This window comes from Allohahella sp. A8 (assembly GCF_047946665.1).
Lineage (GTDB): Bacteria > Pseudomonadota > Gammaproteobacteria > Pseudomonadales > Oleiphilaceae > Allohahella.
In genome coordinates, this window is sequence record NZ_CP172312.1 from 51,511 (window position 1) to 68,589 (window position 17,079).

The 17,079-nt window shown below is 57.3% G+C and carries 15 protein-coding genes; 8 read left to right on the top strand and 7 right to left on the bottom strand.

All coding sequences use genetic code 11. The annotated features are described in order from the left end of the window. The first annotated feature begins 160 nt into the window (after window positions 1–160). From ACH3PB_RS00250 to ACH3PB_RS00275, 6 genes are all read left to right on the top strand, one after another. Window positions 161–1,771 (top strand): ABC transporter substrate-binding protein, encoded by a 1,611-nt coding sequence (locus ACH3PB_RS00250; RefSeq protein ID WP_416397465.1) that lies wholly within the window; start codon window positions 161–163, stop codon window positions 1,769–1,771. Between the two features lies 1 nt (window position 1,772). Continuing rightward, entirely contained in the window at window positions 1,773–2,756 is a 984-nt protein-coding gene (locus tag ACH3PB_RS00255; RefSeq protein ID WP_416397466.1) for an ABC transporter permease, read from the top strand. Next, complete coding sequence (locus tag ACH3PB_RS00260; protein ID WP_416397467.1) at window positions 2,753–3,721, top strand: ABC transporter permease; 969 nt, start codon at window positions 2,753–2,755, stop codon at window positions 3,719–3,721. The genes ACH3PB_RS00255 and ACH3PB_RS00260 overlap by 4 nt, the downstream gene beginning before the upstream one ends. Before the next feature lie 2 nt (window positions 3,722–3,723). Further along, the gene (locus ACH3PB_RS00265) at window positions 3,724–4,731 is read left to right on the top strand and encodes an ABC transporter ATP-binding protein (RefSeq protein WP_416397468.1); all 1,008 of its coding nucleotides are present in this window, start codon (window positions 3,724–3,726) and stop codon (window positions 4,729–4,731) included. Further along, on the top strand, window positions 4,728–5,777 hold the full coding sequence (locus tag ACH3PB_RS00270) for an ABC transporter ATP-binding protein (RefSeq protein ID WP_416397469.1): 1,050 nt from the start codon (window positions 4,728–4,730) through the stop codon (window positions 5,775–5,777). The genes ACH3PB_RS00265 and ACH3PB_RS00270 overlap by 4 nt, the downstream gene beginning before the upstream one ends. 446 nt (window positions 5,778–6,223) lie before the next feature. Next, a complete protein-coding gene (locus ACH3PB_RS00275; protein ID WP_416397470.1) occupies window positions 6,224–10,021 on the top strand; it encodes a hypothetical protein in 3,798 nt (1,265 codons plus the stop codon). A 77-nt stretch (window positions 10,022–10,098) separates the two neighbouring features. On the opposite strand, the gene sctU is transcribed toward ACH3PB_RS00275, so the two are convergent. Next, a complete protein-coding gene (gene sctU, locus ACH3PB_RS00280; protein WP_416397471.1) occupies window positions 10,099–11,184 on the bottom strand; it encodes a type III secretion system export apparatus subunit SctU in 1,086 nt (361 codons plus the stop codon). 136 nt (window positions 11,185–11,320) lie between these two features. Here sctU and ACH3PB_RS00285 point away from each other — a divergent pair, with 136 nt between their 5' ends. Further along, window positions 11,321–11,665 carry a hypothetical protein gene (locus ACH3PB_RS00285; protein WP_416397472.1) on the top strand — a complete coding sequence of 115 codons (345 nt, stop codon included), beginning with the start codon at window positions 11,321–11,323 and terminating at the stop codon, window positions 11,663–11,665. A 3-nt stretch (window positions 11,666–11,668) separates the two neighbouring features. After that, window positions 11,669–12,313, top strand: a complete 645-nt coding sequence (locus tag ACH3PB_RS00290; RefSeq protein WP_416397473.1) for a hypothetical protein — start codon at window positions 11,669–11,671, stop codon at window positions 12,311–12,313. Between the two features lie 53 nt (window positions 12,314–12,366). Here the strand turns inward: ACH3PB_RS00290 and sctT are convergent, their stop codons facing one another. From sctT to ACH3PB_RS00320, 6 genes are read right to left on the bottom strand one after another with little or no spacing between them, the layout of a single operon-like run. Further along, window positions 12,367–13,173 carry a type III secretion system export apparatus subunit SctT gene (sctT, locus tag ACH3PB_RS00295; protein WP_416397474.1) on the bottom strand — a complete coding sequence of 269 codons (807 nt, stop codon included), beginning with the start codon at window positions 13,171–13,173 and terminating at the stop codon, window positions 12,367–12,369. Between the two features lie 9 nt (window positions 13,174–13,182). Continuing rightward, a complete protein-coding gene (gene sctS, locus ACH3PB_RS00300) occupies window positions 13,183–13,452 on the bottom strand; it encodes a type III secretion system export apparatus subunit SctS (protein ID WP_416397475.1) in 270 nt (89 codons plus the stop codon). Window positions 13,453–13,455: 3 nt separating this feature from the next. After that, a complete protein-coding gene (gene sctR / locus ACH3PB_RS00305) occupies window positions 13,456–14,121 on the bottom strand; it encodes a type III secretion system export apparatus subunit SctR (RefSeq protein WP_416397476.1) in 666 nt (221 codons plus the stop codon). Next, window positions 14,111–15,142: a FliM/FliN family flagellar motor switch protein gene (locus ACH3PB_RS00310; RefSeq protein WP_416397477.1), complete on the bottom strand. Its 1,032-nt coding sequence runs from the start codon at window positions 15,140–15,142 to the stop codon at window positions 14,111–14,113. The genes sctR and ACH3PB_RS00310 overlap by 11 nt, the downstream gene beginning before the upstream one ends. A gap of 32 nt (window positions 15,143–15,174) precedes the next feature. Continuing rightward, window positions 15,175–15,822: a response regulator transcription factor gene (locus ACH3PB_RS00315; protein WP_416397478.1), complete on the bottom strand. Its 648-nt coding sequence runs from the start codon at window positions 15,820–15,822 to the stop codon at window positions 15,175–15,177. Beyond that, window positions 15,819–17,015, bottom strand: coding sequence for a sensor histidine kinase (locus ACH3PB_RS00320; RefSeq protein ID WP_416397479.1), 1,197 nt, complete (start codon window positions 17,013–17,015; stop codon window positions 15,819–15,821). The genes ACH3PB_RS00315 and ACH3PB_RS00320 overlap by 4 nt, the downstream gene beginning before the upstream one ends. Window positions 17,016–17,079 lie beyond the last annotated feature (64 nt).

Genomic DNA, 17,079 nt, shown 5'->3' on the forward strand with positions numbered 1-17,079 from the left:
ACAGAAAATGTATAAGTGCATCCATTTTTTCGATTGGCAAAATCGGAACTAAATCTTTAGCTTCGTCTTGTCGCAGGCTTGAAGAAGCTGCAGGACCAGAACTCGAAGCACGAGCAGATAACAAGAAAGTACAACCGCAGATCACACACAGGATGCTGTCATGAACAAGCCATTATCTCGAATAAACAGAGGCGGAAAGCCCACTGCCAAGCCACTTCGTCGCACCTTCCTTGCGGCGGTGACCGCGCTGACGATGGCGCTGGCAGTACCTGCTATCGCGGATGCGAAGACCCTCAAACTGGCCTGGGATGCCGATCCGGTTTCACTGGATCCTCATGAACAACTCTCCGGCGCCACGCTTCAGCTCTCCCACATGGTGTTCGATCCTCTTATCCGCTTCGACAAGAAGATGGCATTCGAGCCGCGACTGGCAGAGTCCTTCGAGCAGATCGACGACAAGACCATGCGCTTCAAGCTCAGGAAGGGCGTCAAGTTCCACTCTGGCAATCCTTTTACCGCAGAAGACGTGAAGTGGACGCTGAACCGCCTCAAGGAATCAGCCGACTTCAAAGCCATCTTCGAGCAGATCGCCGAAGCAAAAATCATCGATGAGCATACCGTGGATCTGGTGGCGAAAACTGCGTTCCCGCTGACGCTCAATACCGCGACCTATATCTTCCCCATGGATAGCAAGTTCTATTCTGGCAAGGACGAGCAGGGCCGCGACAAGGCCGCTACGGCCAAACACGGCGATGCCTATGCCGCGCGCAATGTCTCAGGCACCGGTCCTTACAAGGTCAAGTCCCGTGAGCAGGGCGTGAAGACCATCTTCGAGCGCAACAAGGACTACTGGGACACCAAGTCGCCGGGCAATATCGACACCATCGTGCTGACGCCGATTGCGGAAGATCCTATCCGTGTGGCCGCCTTGCTCTCTGGCGATGTCGATTTCATATCGCCCGTGCCACCCAATGACCTGGAGCGGATCAAGCAGAGTGATGCTGCGAAGCTCTATACCCTCAGCGGCACGCGCATCATTCTGTTCCAGCTTAACCAGGAACGTGTGAAGGCCTTCGCTGATCCCCGCGTGCGTCAAGCAGTGACCTATGCGGTGAACCAGGAAGGCATCGTCAAGAAGATCATGAAGGATTTCGCAACGCCGGCTGAACAATTGAGCCCGGCGTCCTACGATGGCCACAACGAAGCGCTCAAGCCGCGCTTTGACATCGCCAAGGCGAAGGAACTCATGAAGGAAGCCGGCTATGAGAAAGGCTTCAAGGTCTCGATGATTGCGCCTAATAATCGCTACGTGAATGACGAGAAAATTGCGCAGGCGGTGGCGACGATGCTGTCCAAGATCAACATCGACGTGGATCTCAAGACCATGCCCAAGGCGCAATACTGGCCTGCCTATGATGAACGCTCTGCGGATATCCAGATGATCGGCTGGCACGCTGACACCGAAGATTCGAATAACTTCTTCGAATTCCTCGTGGCCTGTCCTGACACCAAGACCGGATTGGGCCAGTACAACAGCGGCCAGTACTGTAACAAGAAGGTGGACGAGAAGATCATTCAGGCCAATACCATGACCGACATGGACAAGCGGGCAAAGCTCATGCAGGAAATCGAGCAGATGCTGTACGACGACGCTGCCTTCGTGCCACTGCACTGGCAGGATCTTGCCTGGGCCGCCAAGCCGAATGTCGATGCCGAGCCAATCCTGAACGTCATGGACTTTCCATACTTTGGCGACCTGAAGATCAACTAATATGCTGGCATTCCTGATCAGGCGTTTATTCCAGGGACTGGTGGTGATGTTCGTCATCAGCCTGATCAGTTTCTCGATACAGGATAACCTCGGCGATCCGCTGCGTGAGCTCGTCGGGCAGTCGGTCTCCGAGGCCGAACGGGATGCACTGCGTGAGGAACTGGGTCTTAACGATCCCTTCCTGATGCAGTACACCCGCTTCCTTGGCAAGGCGGTGCAGGGCGATCTCGGCACCTCCTACTTCTTCAAGGAACCGGCGCTTACCGTCATCCTGAAAAAACTGCCGGCGACACTGGAGCTTGTTGCCGGCGCCACCTTGTTGATCATTATTTTTTCAGTACCGCTCGGTGTGTACTCAGCGATCAAGCCCAATACGCTGCTGACGAAAATCGTCATGGGCGTGAGTATCGTTGGTATTTCGGTGCCTGTATTTCTCACGGCCATATTGCTGGTATACATTTTCGCCATCCAACTGGGGCTGATGCCATCCTACGGGCGTGGCGAACTGGTCCACGTCTTCGGCTATTGGGATACCGGCTTTCTCACGGCCGATGGTCTTTTGCATTTGGTGCTGCCATCGATCGCGCTGTCATCCATCATGATGCCGCTATTTATCCGACTTATTCGCGCTGAAATGCTCGAGGTGCTCAGTGCCGACTACGTTCGCTTTGCGCGCGCCAAGGGCCTCAGGCTCAGTCGTATCTATTTTCTTCATGCTCTCAAGAACACGATGCTGCCGGTCATTACAGTGGGTGGGGTACAGATCGGTACCATGGTCGCCTATACGATACTCACGGAGCGTGTGTTCCAGTGGCCGGGCATGGGCTTTATGTTTCTCGAAGCCGTCACACGTGTGGACACGCCGCTGATCGTGGCCTATCTCATTGTGGTCGGTCTTATATTTGTCATTACCAACACGCTGGTGGATCTGGTGTACGGCCTGGTGAACCCGACAGTGCGGCTGACACAAGGCGCCCCCGCATGACCGATACACCGAATATTGTCCCAATGGTACTGCCCGAAAAGGCCTCGAAGTTGAAGCAGTTCAGGGGGTCTCTGTTCTGGCACCGCTTCAGGCACGACAAGGTCGCCATTGTCAGCTTTAGCCTGCTGCTTCTGTTTATCGTGCTGAGCGTCGGGGCAGGTCTGTTCGCACCATATGATCCCTATGATCTGTCGCAGATCGACATTCTCGATTCTGAACTGCCACCTGTGTGGATCGAGAATGATGACAATGACGGTCGCTTTATTCTGGGTACCGATGCCCAGGGGCGTGATCTCTTCAGCACCATTCTCTACGGCATGCGTATCTCGCTCACGATTGGCCTATTTGCCGTGCTGCTGCAGGCCATCATCGGCATCGTGGTGGGATTGCTGGCCGGGTACTACGGTGGCAGGCTCGACTCCTTGCTGATGCGCTTCGCCGACGTACAGCTTTCGTTTTCCACACTGATGGTGGCAATCATAGTGCTCGCCGTGTTTCAGGCGGCCTTCGGCGCAGAGCTGTATCAGCAGCTGGCGCTCATCATGCTGGTTGTGGTGATCGGCATTGCCGAGTGGCCGCAGTATGCCCGCACCATTCGCGCCTCCGTGTTGGCAGAGAAGAACAAGGAATATGTGGAAGCCGCACAGGTGATCGGCTTGAGCAGCCGGCGGATCATGTTCCGTCACATCCTGCCGAACACGCTCTCGCCGATACTCGTCATCTCCACAGTGCAGATCGCCAATGCCATCATCGCCGAAGCCTCGTTGTCCTTTCTGGGGCTTGGCATGCCGGTCTCGCAGCCATCGCTGGGCTCCCTCATTTCAAGTGGCTTCGACTATATCTTCTCCGGCTCATGGTGGATCACCATCATTCCCGGTATTGCGCTTGTCCTGCTCGTGCTGGTGATGAACCTGCTTGGCGACTGGCTCCGCGATGTGCTTAACCCACGACTGTATAAAGGCTGAGCATGGCGTTACTCGAGGTCGACAATCTGGTTGTGAAGTTTGGCCAGCGCCATGGTGCCGTCACCGCCATCCGGGGCATCAGCTTCGCCGTGGAGCGCGGCGAGCGGCTGGGTATCGTAGGTGAATCAGGGGCCGGCAAATCAGTCGCCGCCTTTTCCATCCTCGATCTGCTCAGCGAGCCAGGCTTCGTGGCCGATGGGCAGATCCGTTTCGACGGCCAGGACCTGCGCACGCTGGATAAGGAAGCCTTGCGGCAGGTAAGGGGGCAGCGCATCAGCATGATCTTTCAGGATCCGATGATGACGCTGAATCCGGTGCTGAGTATCGGCGTGCAGATGATCGAGTGCCTACAGGCGCATCGAAAGATTTCATTCAAAGCGGCCAGGGCGATCGCTCTCGAAAAACTACGACTGGTACAGATGCCGTCGCCGGAGAAGCGCCTCGACCAGTATCCGCACGAACTCTCGGGCGGTATGAAGCAGCGCATCATCATCGCTATTGCACTGCTGCTCGATCCGGAGCTGATTATCGCGGACGAACCGACGACGGCTCTGGATGTCACTATTCAGGCTGAAATCATGCAGCTGCTGCTGGATCTCTGTTCAACACAGAACCTGGCGCTCATTCTCATTACCCATGACCTCGGCGTGGTGTCACAGATTACCGACAGGACGCTTGTCATGTACGCCGGACGCATCATAGAGCAGGGCCCGACAAAGGCCATTATCAACGATCCGCAGCATCCTTACACTCAGGGTCTTATCAAGGCGCTGCCACAGCAAACCTTGCCGGGTGAGCGGCTGAACCAGATTCCCGGCAGCATGCCTACGCTCGAACATCTGCCATCCGGCTGCGCTTTTCATCCCCGTTGTGCTTACGTGCGCGCCCGCTGCGACTCGGTCGTGCCAGGCTTTACACAGGCGGGTGAATCGCTCGCGGCCTGCCACATGGTGGAGGAGCTGGTGCGGGATCCTGGCGTTGAGCTGATTGCCCGGGAGCACAGCGAATGAAGGATCTTGTGGAGATTCGCAACGTCAGCAAGCGCTTTGCCATTCATGGCGATCTGCTTGATCAGCTGACTTTCGAGCGTGGTCGACTGCGGCGCAAGCGTGAGTATGTTCACGCTGTCAACGATGTTTCACTCACGGTCAGGAAGGGTGAAGCATTGTGCGTCGTCGGTGAATCCGGCTGCGGCAAATCGACGCTGGCCAGGCTGGTGATCGGCCTACTCAGCCCCAGTAGCGGCAAGGTGATCTATGGAGGTGAGCGCATAGATGACATGAATGCTGCTGAGCGCAAGCCGTACCACAGGCGTATGCAGATGATTTTCCAGAATCCTTACGCATCGTTGAATCCGCGGATGACGATCACCCAGACGCTGGAGGAGCCACTACGCTGGCACCAGCCCGAGCTGTCACGTCAGGACCATCTGGCAAAAATTGCCGAAGTGATGGCGTCCGTCGGTATCGATGCATCCTGGGGAAGCCGTTACCCGCATGAGTTTTCCGGAGGCCAGCGGCAGCGCATCAGTATTGCGAGGGCGCTGGTGGTGGATCCGGAATTTATCGTTGCCGACGAGCCGATTTCAGCGCTCGATGTTTCGATACAGGCACAGGTGCTCAATCTGATGTCTACAGCGCAAGCGGAGCGCTCACTGACCTATCTTTTCATCACGCACGACCTCGCTGTGGTCGAGCATTTTGCCACGCGCGTTGCAGTGATGTACCTGGGCACACTGTGCGAATTGTCGCCGGCGAGGGACCTGTTCGCCAAGCCTCAGCATCCTTACACGCGCGCCTTGCTCAGTGCGATTCCGAGGTTGCGTGATGAGCGGCCTGCATTCATAAGACTGGAGGGTGAGGTGCCTACGCCGGTCAATCTGCCCTCGGGTTGCGTGTTTCACCAGCGTTGTCCTTATGCGAACGAGCGTTGCCGTCAGGAAGTGCCAGCACTCGAGGCGGTGCCGGAGCCGGTGAGCGAGGATCAACCGCGGGGTGCACGAATCAGTGCCGAGCACCTCGTAGCCTGTCATGCGGTTCAGGAAGGGCGGATCTAGACTCTCGTGTAGCGCTGCCTGCTGCACGCGTCTCATCGAACCCCTCGCTGCTCGAAGCATTGGTGTGACCAATGAACAGAACGAGCAGGATCAGGGTCGCAATGACCCAGGAATAACGTTGTTGTGGACCACCATGGATATTCATTCGCCAATCTCCTTTTGTTACTGCAATCATCGCATTAAGACCGCTTACTGTCTGATAAGACGGACACATCCCTGATTCTTGCCAGCTATTTTCTCTCGTCACCGCATCCCACAGATGTTTGCACTCCGTCACAGTCCTTGCAGCATCATCAGTAAGTTCATGAGGCTTGCCTGCGGTCCCTATAGTGTGCGCGCGACTATAAAAAAATATTCTTAAGCGCATGACACAGGTAAGAAGAATGAGAAGGACTTCAATAGCCGGGTTGCACCGGCAATGCTCCATAGTTTTGGGGCTTGCTCTAATGGCATCATCGGGCCAACTGCTCGCCGATGGTAATGAAACCCTGGGTCCGCCAGGCATCGCAATCGCCCAGGGCACCGGTACAATCATGGCCGGTACAGGTCTCGGCGAGCAGCCAGGCGAAATCAACATCAGTATTCCCACCGGGGCCTCGGTCGAGCAGGTTCTGCTGTACTGGGAGGGTCTTGATACGGCAGCAGGCGATTCGAGTGCTGTAGTGAACGACAGGACTGTCGAGGGCATCAGGATCGGCGGACCGACCAAGTGGGGCGGCAGCAATTTCAGTACGACCTACCGCGCCGACATCACTGCGCTGGGCCTGGTTGCGCCTGGAGAAAACACCCTGATCATCGACGATCTGGCGTTCTCGAAGATTGCCAACGGCGCTGGTGTGCTCGTCATCGTCGATGATGGGGGCGTCAAGACCGACATCATGCTGCGTGACGGCAACGACGTCGCCTACAAGTACTGGTCGGGCTCGCTCAACAGCACAGTGCCTCAGACCTTCACCTTCGGCTCGGCTGCGGCCCAGCGGACAGGTAAGCTTTCGATGGCGGTGTCTTCGATTTCAGGCACGGTGTCGACTGGCGAGTTCCGCCCCAGCGCGATCGACCTCACCATCGCCGGTGGCACGCTGACCTTCAATAACATACTCGACAGCGTCGATGGTCAGGAGTGGGATACCGTAGTGCTGCCAGTCATCATACCGGCCGGCGCGACCAGCCTGACGGCGCAGTTGTTTTCTGAAGATCGGCTTGGTCTGGGCGGCAATCCGGCCTCGATGAGCTGGAGCACGGCGGTACTGACGCTCGATCCACCAACCAGGCCTCTGATCGAGCTGTGCACACTGGTCACACTGGCGCCGGATATGGTCACCGGTTTCTCTGATGCCGATGCTATCGCTGGCGATGGCTGTGATCGCTTCGCACAGGGCATACCCGTTGGTATCGCCGGCGCTGTCGATGGCACCTACCAACTCGTCGTGCGCAATACTGGCGCTGAGCGCCTTGTCGATGTCGTGATCGACTCGCCTGATTTCGATCTTGCCAATGTGGCAATCCCAGCCAGTTGCGGCTCGCTCGAGCCAGGCGAAAGCTGCGTGATTGCAGTAGACGAACCTAACGCGGCCTTTCTCGGTCTGAATCAGCCGAATGTTTGTCCTGTCCGTGGTGATGTCAGCAAGATGGCTAGCGTTCAGGGGCGCGGAGAAATCAGCGGCCTCTCTGTCAGCGATGATGATCCGGCCGTGGTTCGTTGTGTCACTGAACCTCATATCAGCATCATCAAGGAAGTCAGGCTGAATGGCGGCCAGTTCGTCGACGCCAATACACCTGCGGCAGGGCCGGTTGGTCAGTTGGGTGCCGATGCCGAATATCGCTTCACGGTCCGTAACGACGGTACTGAAACCCTCGTCAATCCACGAATCACTGACGCCGCACTCGGTCTTGCCGATGTCGATATTGGTGTGGCCAGGCTCGCGCCAGGCGAATCAGTGGTGCTCGGTCAGACGAGCAGCGGCTATTCCGCGCTTTATGCTTCGGGACGCTGCGACACGATCGGTGTGCATCTCAACACCGCCAAGGTCACCGCAAGGGGTGAATTGAGCGATACGCCAGTAGAGGCAGAGGATCCAGCCTACATCAGCTGTGAGAAACCGCAGATCGAATTGCTCAAGCAGGTGAGCATCGATGGTGTCAATTTCTTCGATGCTGACGCAGCCGGCGACGCCGACGTGCCGGTCGGTATCGTTGGGCTGACGGACGCCAGCTACCGCTTTATCGTCAAGAACATCGGGTCTGAGCTGCTTCGTTCGGTGAGAGTCCGCGATGAAACGCTTGGCATTGACGTCGTGATTGAAGATCTGGCCAGTGGCGAGACTCGCATCATCGACGCGGGCGTCTCTGGCTTCGGCGCACTGTACCAGCCTGGTCGCTGTGACGGCGAACCTGGTAATAAGGCGAATGTCGCCAGAGTCGACGCACAGGGCGCTGTGACCGGCGCGGCGGTCAGTGATGAAAATCCAGCTAACGTTCGCTGTATCACTGGACCGGCCATTCAGCTGCTGAAGCAGGTCAGCCTGGACGGCAAGCAGCAGTGGCTCGATGCTGATACTGCAGAAGCAGGACCTGTCGCCGTATTGGGTGCGGATGCCTACTACCGGTTGCTGGTACGGAACATTGGTGATGAGAATCTCACCAATCTGGTGATCAACGATCCTACGCTGCAAATTCGCGATGTCACTATCGCTGACCTGCCTGCGGGCGCCGAACTGGTGCTAACTGCAGGAGACAATCGTTTTGCCCGCCTGCACGCACAGGGTCGTTGTGATGCCGTCGGTGCCAAACTGAACGTCGCTGCGGTCAAAGGCAAGGGTGCCGTGACCGGTGTCGCAGTCAGCGATGACGATCCGGCCTATATCAACTGCGAAGCACCAGTCAGCTGCGCTTTGTCGGTGGACAAGACCTGCGTCGTCAAAACCGTAGAACCCGAAGGCAAGCTATGTACAGCTTCCATTTCGGCGACGACATTGCGCTACACAGGACCTCCGATAGCCAATGCTACTGTCAAGTTCATTGGTAAGGACGGCGGTGAAGCGGTGTATTCAGGTGTCAATCTGGAGAGCAAGGTGTCACTGCTGACGATGCCGTCGGAGAATGGCTATACAGTGGACGCCGGGGTCGGTGAAAAGCTTGGATCGAAGATGACGATCACCATCAATGGTCGCGAAGAAATCATCCACACCAGCTGCTCAGCCGTCTATTCTGCCGGCAGACCAGCGCCGCTGGACAGCGGTACGCCGTATCCTGCCAACAGCGAGAAAGGTGATCCGTCGCCGAACTGGGAAGTAATGAACTTCCGCCAGAAAGACGACATCGTCATGGTCGAGCCACTTCGAATCGACACTGCTGCAGATAGCTGTACGGTACCGCATCAGGGCGCTGACGTGGTCTTCCGGTACAAGGTGCGCAACACGGGGTCAACTTCGCTTGATCTGGCTTCCGTGCTTGATGACAAGCTGGGCCAGATGCTGCCATCGGCCACGACCCTGGCTGCAGGCGAGACCACTATCGTGAAAAGTTCACCGGTGTTCATCAATCACACAGTGACCAATACCGTAGTGGCGACTGGATCCGTGGCAGGCAATGCAGGGGCCAGCTGTGCAGCCAGTGACGCTGTGACGGTCACTCGCGAAGCAGCACCTGTGAAGTCATGTGAAGATGGCAAGCCGGTAGAGCTGGTGTTCGAGTACACCGGTCAGTCTTGTGAGGCCTCCCCTGCGAATGACCAGGACGGTAAGTTCAGTTGCTCAGGTTCACCCCACGCGAGTAAGCCGGTGCGTGTGATTGCCGAGTCCGCTACGGCGTCACCTGCTGGCGAGACAATCGGCGTAGGCGGCTTCGTGACGGTGACCGCGAACGGTAAATTCGATTCACAGACTGACTTCAGTATCGTCCAAGGCGGCAAGACCGTGCAGTCGATTTCAGTGCACCTGAGCTGCTCGAAGGCGCTGAACGTCGGCGATCGCTTTGGCAGCCTGATCCTTCGCACATTCAAGCCGGGCGAAGGTGGCAAGGGTGGCAAGGGCGGCAAGGGTGGCAAAGGCGACGACAAGCACAAGCACGATGAGAAGCACGACGACAAGAAGTCGAAGCGTGATGACAAGCCATCCAAGCACGACGACAAGCAGCACGGCGACAAGAAATCAAAGCACGAAGGCAAGGAATCGAAGCGTGACAGCAAGAAGTCGAAACATGACGACAAGCCGTCGAAGCACGATGAGAGAAAGCAAGGTCGGTAGTAAGAAGTGAAGGTCTTGGGCGGGCTGTAGGGCCCGCTTTTTTTTGCCTGCAAGAAAGCGGAGCTGCAGCGATGAGATCAATCCATGCCAAAGCGTACCGTATCGTTTTCCTCGCGCACCTCTTCAGCCCAGCGCAGAACCTCTGCCACCGGCTCGAAATACGCTGACGTGATGAAGTGCTCTATCTCGACATCGGCGAACAGGCCCCTTGCCAGCGTGATGTTCTGAACGATAGGCACGCCAGCCTGTTCGGCTGCCTGACGAATTTCCCGCGCCATATACCCCTCGCCCTTGGCAACCACGATTGGTAGATCGGTAACGTCTGGCGTGTATTGCAGCGCAACCGCAATGTGCGTTGGGTTCACCACCACGGCGCTTGACCGGCGAGTCGAGGCCAGCTGGTTCTCCTGCGACCACTCCTGATGCAGCTCGCGTCGCTGGCCCTTGATCATCGGATCGCCTTCGCTGTCCTTATGTTCCTGCTTGATGTCGCGCATACTCATCATCAAGCCCTTGATGAATTCATAGTGCTGGTAAGCGACATCCAGTATGGAGACGAACAGAAAGCACACGACGAGTGTGGAAACGATAATGAGTATCGCCGATTCGTAGAACATGAAAATGGTCAGCGGTGAGTCGGCTCTGACCAGCATGATCAGCTCAGCCAAAAAGGCTCTTACCACCATGTAGATCACCCACGCGACCACCACGGTTTTCACCATGGCCTTCAGTACTTCGACGATGTTCTTCATCGAGAACATGCGTTTGATGCCTTCGGCAGGGTTCAGCGAGTCGAGCTTCGGTACGGCCTTCTTCCACGCCAGTAGCGGACCCACCTGGATGAACTCGATGCATATGGTCGCGATGGTGCCAGTGAGCATCAGCGGCACCATTGCCAATGTCAGCCGGCTGACCACCTCCATGAGTAGAGCGTCCAGCTCCAGACTCCGAGGCTGCGCGATAGCGGCAAAAACCAGTTCGAACACCTGCGAGATCTGCCTGTACAGGAACGGCATCAATGCCGCGAGCAGGCCGAACCACACCAGCAGCGTGAGCGTCTTGCTCAGATCCTGACTCTTGCTGACCTGACCATCTTCGCGGGCGTCACGAAGACGTTTGGGGGTGGGCTTCTCGGTCTGATCCGCACCTTTATCCTGTGACATTGCTCAGGTCCTTTTCTGGCTTGCAACTGCGGCCCCGAAGGGTGCTTTTATCGGCATACTAGGGTTCGCCCTAGTAGGAAGCATCCCCGGGTTTCAGGTAGTCTTGCGCTAACAGATATTATCCGTGGAGTTAAGCATGCACATTAACCGGACGATCCTGCCCGGCAATACGCTGCAGGAACTGCTCAGACCAGCCAGCTTCTATAAGGCAGGTGCGTTCGAGCCTGGTCCTGATGCTGCGAAAGATACGCAGCTTGGGCATCCTGCGAGCTCGGCTGCAGCGCCTGGTCAAATCGACCAGCTCGAAACCGAAGCTGGTCTCGCTATTGATCCCGCCGAACGAATGCTGGCACTGAATGTATGGACGGACATTCAACGCAATCTGCGTGCAGATGGTCTGGAAATGGAAGCGCCAATACTTACTGGGCCTGGCGATTCGCCAGCGGCGCTCGCTGAATTCATTCTGCAAGGCTGGTCGTAGCCCTTGGAGCCAAGTCCTGAGCAGTGGCGTACCATGGCGGGCCGGCTCTGTCAGGCCATGCTCAGGCTCAACGGCGACGCCAGCCGCCTCGCTGTGCTCAAGGCAGTGATTGCCCGGCTGGGCCCCGACGCCTATCCCGCATTGATCAAATTGCTCACGATCGTATCCGAATCGAGCGAACAGGCCGCCAAGACCAGCCTTGCCCGAACCCTTGGCTACGCGGCGCAGCGTGGTGACCTGCCGGAGGGTCAGCTCAATGCATGGGGCCTGAGTCGATATATCAGCACGGATATCGGCGGCGATGGTGGGGCTGTCGATGCCAGCAGTTTCAGGCGCAGCCTGTGGGCAGGCTCGGCGAGCAGGGGGCTTGGCCCCATTGAGTACCTCACAGTCTGGCATAGCCAGAAAACCCAGCGTCCTTATCTCACGGACGCGGTCTACGCTGATCATCTCACCAAGCTCATTGCGCTTATCAATGCCGATGATCATGCCGCCACACGCTATCCACGAGCGATCCTGCTTGATCTCGAGACGAGAACCGAAGGCGCGTTTACCCGTCAGACACATAGTCGCCTGGAGACGATCGCGCTGAACTGGCTCGATGCCAGGGCGCCCGCTGATATTGCAGCAGCCGCGCTGGCCGTTTGATCCGGCCGAAGCAGTAATCTTGAGCCGGAAAGTGATGGGCGTGACTCCTGACATCATCGTGCCCCCAGTGCGCCCTCGAGCAAATCGAGCACATAGCGATTGTCAGCCAGCTTGAACAGGATGGCCTCCATAATGATGCCTATGCAGAGCACCATGGTCAGGGTGGCGACCCACAACTTGAGCGGCATCGAAAGCGGCAGTACGTTTAGCTGCTGAGCGAAACGGTTGACCAAGCCGAAACCGAGATCGATCAGCGACAGCAGCAGGATGGCGGGTGCTGCGAACAACAGCGCCTTGCTCATCAGGAAGTCCATCTCACTGACGAATACGCTGGCGCCAGCAAAGGTGAGCTCACTCAGTGTCGACGTCACCGGCAGCACCTGATAGCTGGTCAGTAGTACATCCAGGAAGATCAGGAACCCGCCGCTGGCCATGAATAGCCACGTGCCGAACTGTGACAGCCATACAGCAGTCGGCGTGGCCTGGTGCCCCTGCACCGGGTCCATGGCATTGGCCATGTTCACGCCACTCTGGGTGTCGATGATGCCGCCAGCGGTGCTGAGGGCCCAGAAGATCGAGCCGAACATGAAGCCGAGTCCCGCACCAATCAGCAATTCCTTGATGATGATCAAGGGATAGCTTGCCGGCGCCACCGTGGTCACGTCGATGCCGGCCAGCGCTATCGGGTAAGCCACCAGCGCCAGCCCGACATACAGCCCATTTCGCACCATCACTGGCACGTTCTCCTTCGTCATGAGCGGAAGAATCATCAGGCTGCTGGCGACACGCGGCAGGCAAAGAATGACGCTGATCACCAGGTTCTCGACGTCTGACAGGGCGAGCTCCATCGCTGGCTGCATATCGAGCGCCTATTGCCGCGCCAGGATCGGAAAATCCCGGAAGATCTGGTCGGTGAACTGCAGCAGGTTCTCGGCCATCAGACCAGCGGTGAGAAACAGTGTCGCTCCGATTACGGCCAGTTTGACCGCGAAGGCAATGGTCTGTTCCTGAAGCTGGGTAATCGACTGCAGGAATGCGACGAGCAGACCGAACACTGAAGCGGCGATGATCGAGGGTGCCGATAGCAGCAGTATGAGCCAGAGGGCTTCCTGGGTGAGGCGGATGACGTCCGGGTTCATGCGCTAAACATAGGTGAGGATCAGTCCGTGAATCAGCTGTGTCCAGCCACCCACCGCCACGAATAGCAGGAGCTTGAAGGGTAGCGAAACCATGGTGGGCGCAAGCATCATCATGCCAAGCGCAAGCAGGATGTTGGAAACGATGAGGTCTACCACGAGAAAGGGCAGGAACAACAGGAAGCCGATCTCGAAGGCGGCGGTCAGTTCGCTGACTGTGAAAGCAGGAATGAGCACCAGCAGGTCATCCGCCTGGATGGCATCTGCTTTTTCTTCGGACATCAAACGTTTCGATGTCTTGAGGAAAAAGGCCTGCTCCTCCGGGCTGGCATGCCGAGAGAGGAAGGCTTTCAAAGGCGCCTTGCCGAGCTCCGCCAGTTCCAGTACACGGTCCAGTGACAGTTTTTCATCAGGTTTCTGACGTATCTCTTCCTCAACCACGAGCTGAACCTCGGAGACGACCGGGTACATCACATAAACGGACAGAATGATGGCGAGACCGTTTATCACGACGTTAGGTGGTACCTGCTGCAGGCCCATGGCGTTGCGCAGCAGGCTCAGTACCACCACCAGCTTGGTAAATGAGGTCACCATCACAGCTACGAAGGGCGCAAGGGCTACCGCAATAACCGTGATGAGTATCGAGCCGGGGCTGAGACTCTCAAGTTCCACTTGAACCTACTTCGCTGAACTGAACTCCCAGGTGCTCGCCAACCACCACCAGCGTGCCCTTACCGATGGACTTGCCGTTAGCGAAGATCACGACGTCATTGCTTTCCGCCGGACGATCGAGCGTGAACACGTGCCCCGGCTGAATATTATTGAAATCTCCAAGTGGCAGTGTAAGGCTGCCGAGCTGAAACTCGAGCTCCACGGGTATCGCGTCGATCGCCCGTTCGCCCGGTTTGCTCTCTGGTGCTGACATACTTTCCCTCTGCTGACTTCTTGCTAGCTGCCATTCCTGGCGAATCTCGATCTGGCTCTGGTCCAGGTGCCCCTGCCACAGCCTTTTCCCTGTGAGGCGATGACGGATGAAGCACTGGCGCATGCTCGACGCACGTCCACCGATGAGCACGTCACCGACTTCAAAAGCGGCCAGGTCATTTGGTGCTATCGGCTCGGCGGCAAGGCTGACATCGAGCTCGATGGGCAAACGCAGGAGACTCTGCTCGATGTCGACGTCAGTTCGGTGCCAGCAGGGCTGGGCAATGAACGACGCAAACATCGACTCGTCGAACTGCAGCAATCCCTGGCTGGTGGCGCCCTGGCATTCAACCCGCCATAGCCATGTAGCTGGATCTGACGGACACGCCACCGGTTCTGCATCGAAGGATGTGGCATCCACCTGCCATGGCATGCCGGAGAGCTGCTGGAAGTGCTGCAGCCATTGCTCACGTGCCAATAGAAACGACAGCGGCCACTGGTCGCGGGAGAAATCCTGCCAATGGCGGCCCTCGACCTGCTCGCTCCAGCTATCGTTATCGAAGCTGACACAGACAGCGTGTTCAAGATGGCGTAGTCGCACCGGCGAAGTGATGGTTTTTCGGGCGACTTCCAGCCGCCAGTAGGCGATACGGCCTTCTACGACAGTCTGACCATAGACACCACGACTACATAGCAGATTGGTGCGCTGGGCACGCTCTACCGACCAGTGGGGAATACGATCCTTCAGACGAACAGCTTGAGCGTCCATGCAACCAATCCTTGTGCGAGAGCCAAAATATTTCAGGTATAACCAAGGGAAATCTTGATGAGTTCATGAATGTTCTTGGCGCCAAGCTTGTTCGACAGCTTGGCGCGGTGCAGTTCGACTGTCTTCACGCTGATGCCCAGCGTGTCGGCAATCGTCTTGTTGAGGCAGCCGGCACAGATGAGCGCCAGGACCTCGCTTTCTCTTGGCGACAGCTTCTCGAGTCTGGAACGAGCGTCATCAGGATTTCGCGGCCCACCGAGTGGCTGCTGAGCAACCAGGGTGACGACCTTGGCCAATACATCCAGCTCAAACGGCTTCTCGAGTACATGTGCCGCGCCTTTGGCCATGGCCTCAACAGCCAGAGGGATGTCAGCATGGCCGCTCATGAGGACGATAGGTAATGTACTCTGGATTCGCCATAGCGCATCAAGCAGTTCCATGCCACTCATATCTGGCATACGAACATCACTCACGATGCACCAGGGCATGGGTTCAATGGGCTCTTCCGACGCTGCTGCTTCGTCTCGAGGTGCTGGTCTAGCTGCGGACTCGGTCTGCAGGAAAGCGAGAAAATCAGTGGCGGAGGCGAAGCTCCGCACGGTGAATTCCAGATCCTCGAGCGACCACTGAACCGAGGTGCGGAAGGCCTCGTTGTCGTCGATCAGGTAGATGCCTGTCATCTCGCGTCCTCACTGATAGCCTGTGACGCCGTACCTGCTGCGTAGTCTGTTGGTAGCCGGCACACGAAACAGGCGCCACTGTCACCGTCCTCCTGATCGTCATCAAGGAAGAGTTGGCCGCCGTGAAATTCCACGATACTGCGACAGATGGGCAGGCCCGCGCCCATGCCATGACCTTTGGTGGTAAAGAAGGGTGTAAACAGCCTGCGTCGGTGCTCGGGGCGAACGCCAAGCCCACTGTCGCTGACTCTGATCTCGACGCGGTCGTCGCCGCTGCGACCCACCCTGATGGCAATTCGACGGCCGCCAGGCGCAAGCTGCGAGACCGCATCGATGGCATTGCGGATTAGATTTGTCAGCACCAGCTCGATCATGACCCGGTCGACCAGCAGCCGTGGCGTATCTGCTTCGATAAATGTCTCGAAGCTTACCCGGTGGTGGCGGATCTCAAGTTCAAGGAGTGCCAGAACCCGTTCGACAATGGCTTCAGCGCTGCAGGGTGATTTTCGCGGCTCACTTGATCTGACGAACTGACGGATTCGCCGAATGACTGCACTGGCCTGGGTGGCTTGACCCGCGGCCAGACTAAGTGCTTCGAGCACCCTCTCACGACGTGATGCAGGCAGAGTGTTCGTGCCGCTCGTCGTCGACACGCCGCGGCGGGCGACATCCAGATAATTGAGTATCGCTGCGAGCGGCTGATTGAGTTCGTGGGCCAGCACCGTTGCCATCTCCCCCACCGAAAGTGCACGCGAAGTTTTAACCAGAGATTCGTACAGCGTCTGCTTGCGGAACTGCACCTGGTCGCGTTCGGTCAGATCGATCATGAGTAGCAGCGTCAAGGTCTCTTCGCCCTGAACAGGGTGCGACCACTTCAGCGAGAAACTCTGCTCGAGCTCATACGCCACAAACTCGGTCGGTAGCATGCGCTGTGAAGGGTTTGAGTCTCTGCGCGCTGCCGTAGAGGGCGTGACACCGTAGGTGAGGCATTCGACGAAAGCCTGCAGGTCCAGTGAGTGGTACGAAACGTCGTCGACGAAACCCAGCTTTTCAAGCAGGCGGGTAGCCGCAGCATTCATTTCGACCAATGTGTCTGCTGACGAAAACAACAGGGCTGGAAAGCCAAGCGACTGCAGCAAATTCGATTGCTCTGGCGCCACGATACGGTCTTTGGAGGGGGCGTCAACTTCCATTTCAAAGTCATCCATGCAGTGGGAGTCACGGTGACGCGATCCTGCGTCAGGCCAAAAGCATACG

Excerpts from the sequence above, each read along its gene's own strand:
- ACH3PB_RS00250 (WP_416397465.1), top strand. The coding sequence starts at position 161 with ATGAACAAGCCATTATCTCGAATAAACAGAGGCGGAAAGCCCACTGCC.
- ACH3PB_RS00255 (WP_416397466.1), top strand. The coding sequence starts at position 1,773 with ATGCTGGCATTCCTGATCAGGCGTTTATTCCAGGGACTGGTGGTGATG.
- ACH3PB_RS00260 (WP_416397467.1), top strand. The coding sequence starts at position 2,753 with ATGACCGATACACCGAATATTGTCCCAATGGTACTGCCCGAAAAGGCC.
- ACH3PB_RS00265 (WP_416397468.1), top strand. The coding sequence starts at position 3,724 with ATGGCGTTACTCGAGGTCGACAATCTGGTTGTGAAGTTTGGCCAGCGC.
- ACH3PB_RS00270 (WP_416397469.1), top strand. The coding sequence starts at position 4,728 with ATGAAGGATCTTGTGGAGATTCGCAACGTCAGCAAGCGCTTTGCCATT.
- ACH3PB_RS00275 (WP_416397470.1), top strand. The coding sequence starts at position 6,224 with ATGGCATCATCGGGCCAACTGCTCGCCGATGGTAATGAAACCCTGGGT.
- sctU (WP_416397471.1), bottom strand. The coding sequence starts at position 11,184 with ATGTCACAGGATAAAGGTGCGGATCAGACCGAGAAGCCCACCCCCAAA.
- ACH3PB_RS00285 (WP_416397472.1), top strand. The coding sequence starts at position 11,321 with ATGCACATTAACCGGACGATCCTGCCCGGCAATACGCTGCAGGAACTG.
- sctT (WP_416397474.1), bottom strand. The coding sequence starts at position 13,173 with ATGCAGCCAGCGATGGAGCTCGCCCTGTCAGACGTCGAGAACCTGGTG.
- sctS (WP_416397475.1), bottom strand. The coding sequence starts at position 13,452 with ATGAACCCGGACGTCATCCGCCTCACCCAGGAAGCCCTCTGGCTCATA.
- ACH3PB_RS00310 (WP_416397477.1), bottom strand. The coding sequence starts at position 15,142 with ATGGACGCTCAAGCTGTTCGTCTGAAGGATCGTATTCCCCACTGGTCG.
- ACH3PB_RS00315 (WP_416397478.1), bottom strand. The coding sequence starts at position 15,822 with ATGACAGGCATCTACCTGATCGACGACAACGAGGCCTTCCGCACCTCG.
- ACH3PB_RS00320 (WP_416397479.1), bottom strand. The coding sequence starts at position 17,015 with ATGGAAGTTGACGCCCCCTCCAAAGACCGTATCGTGGCGCCAGAGCAA.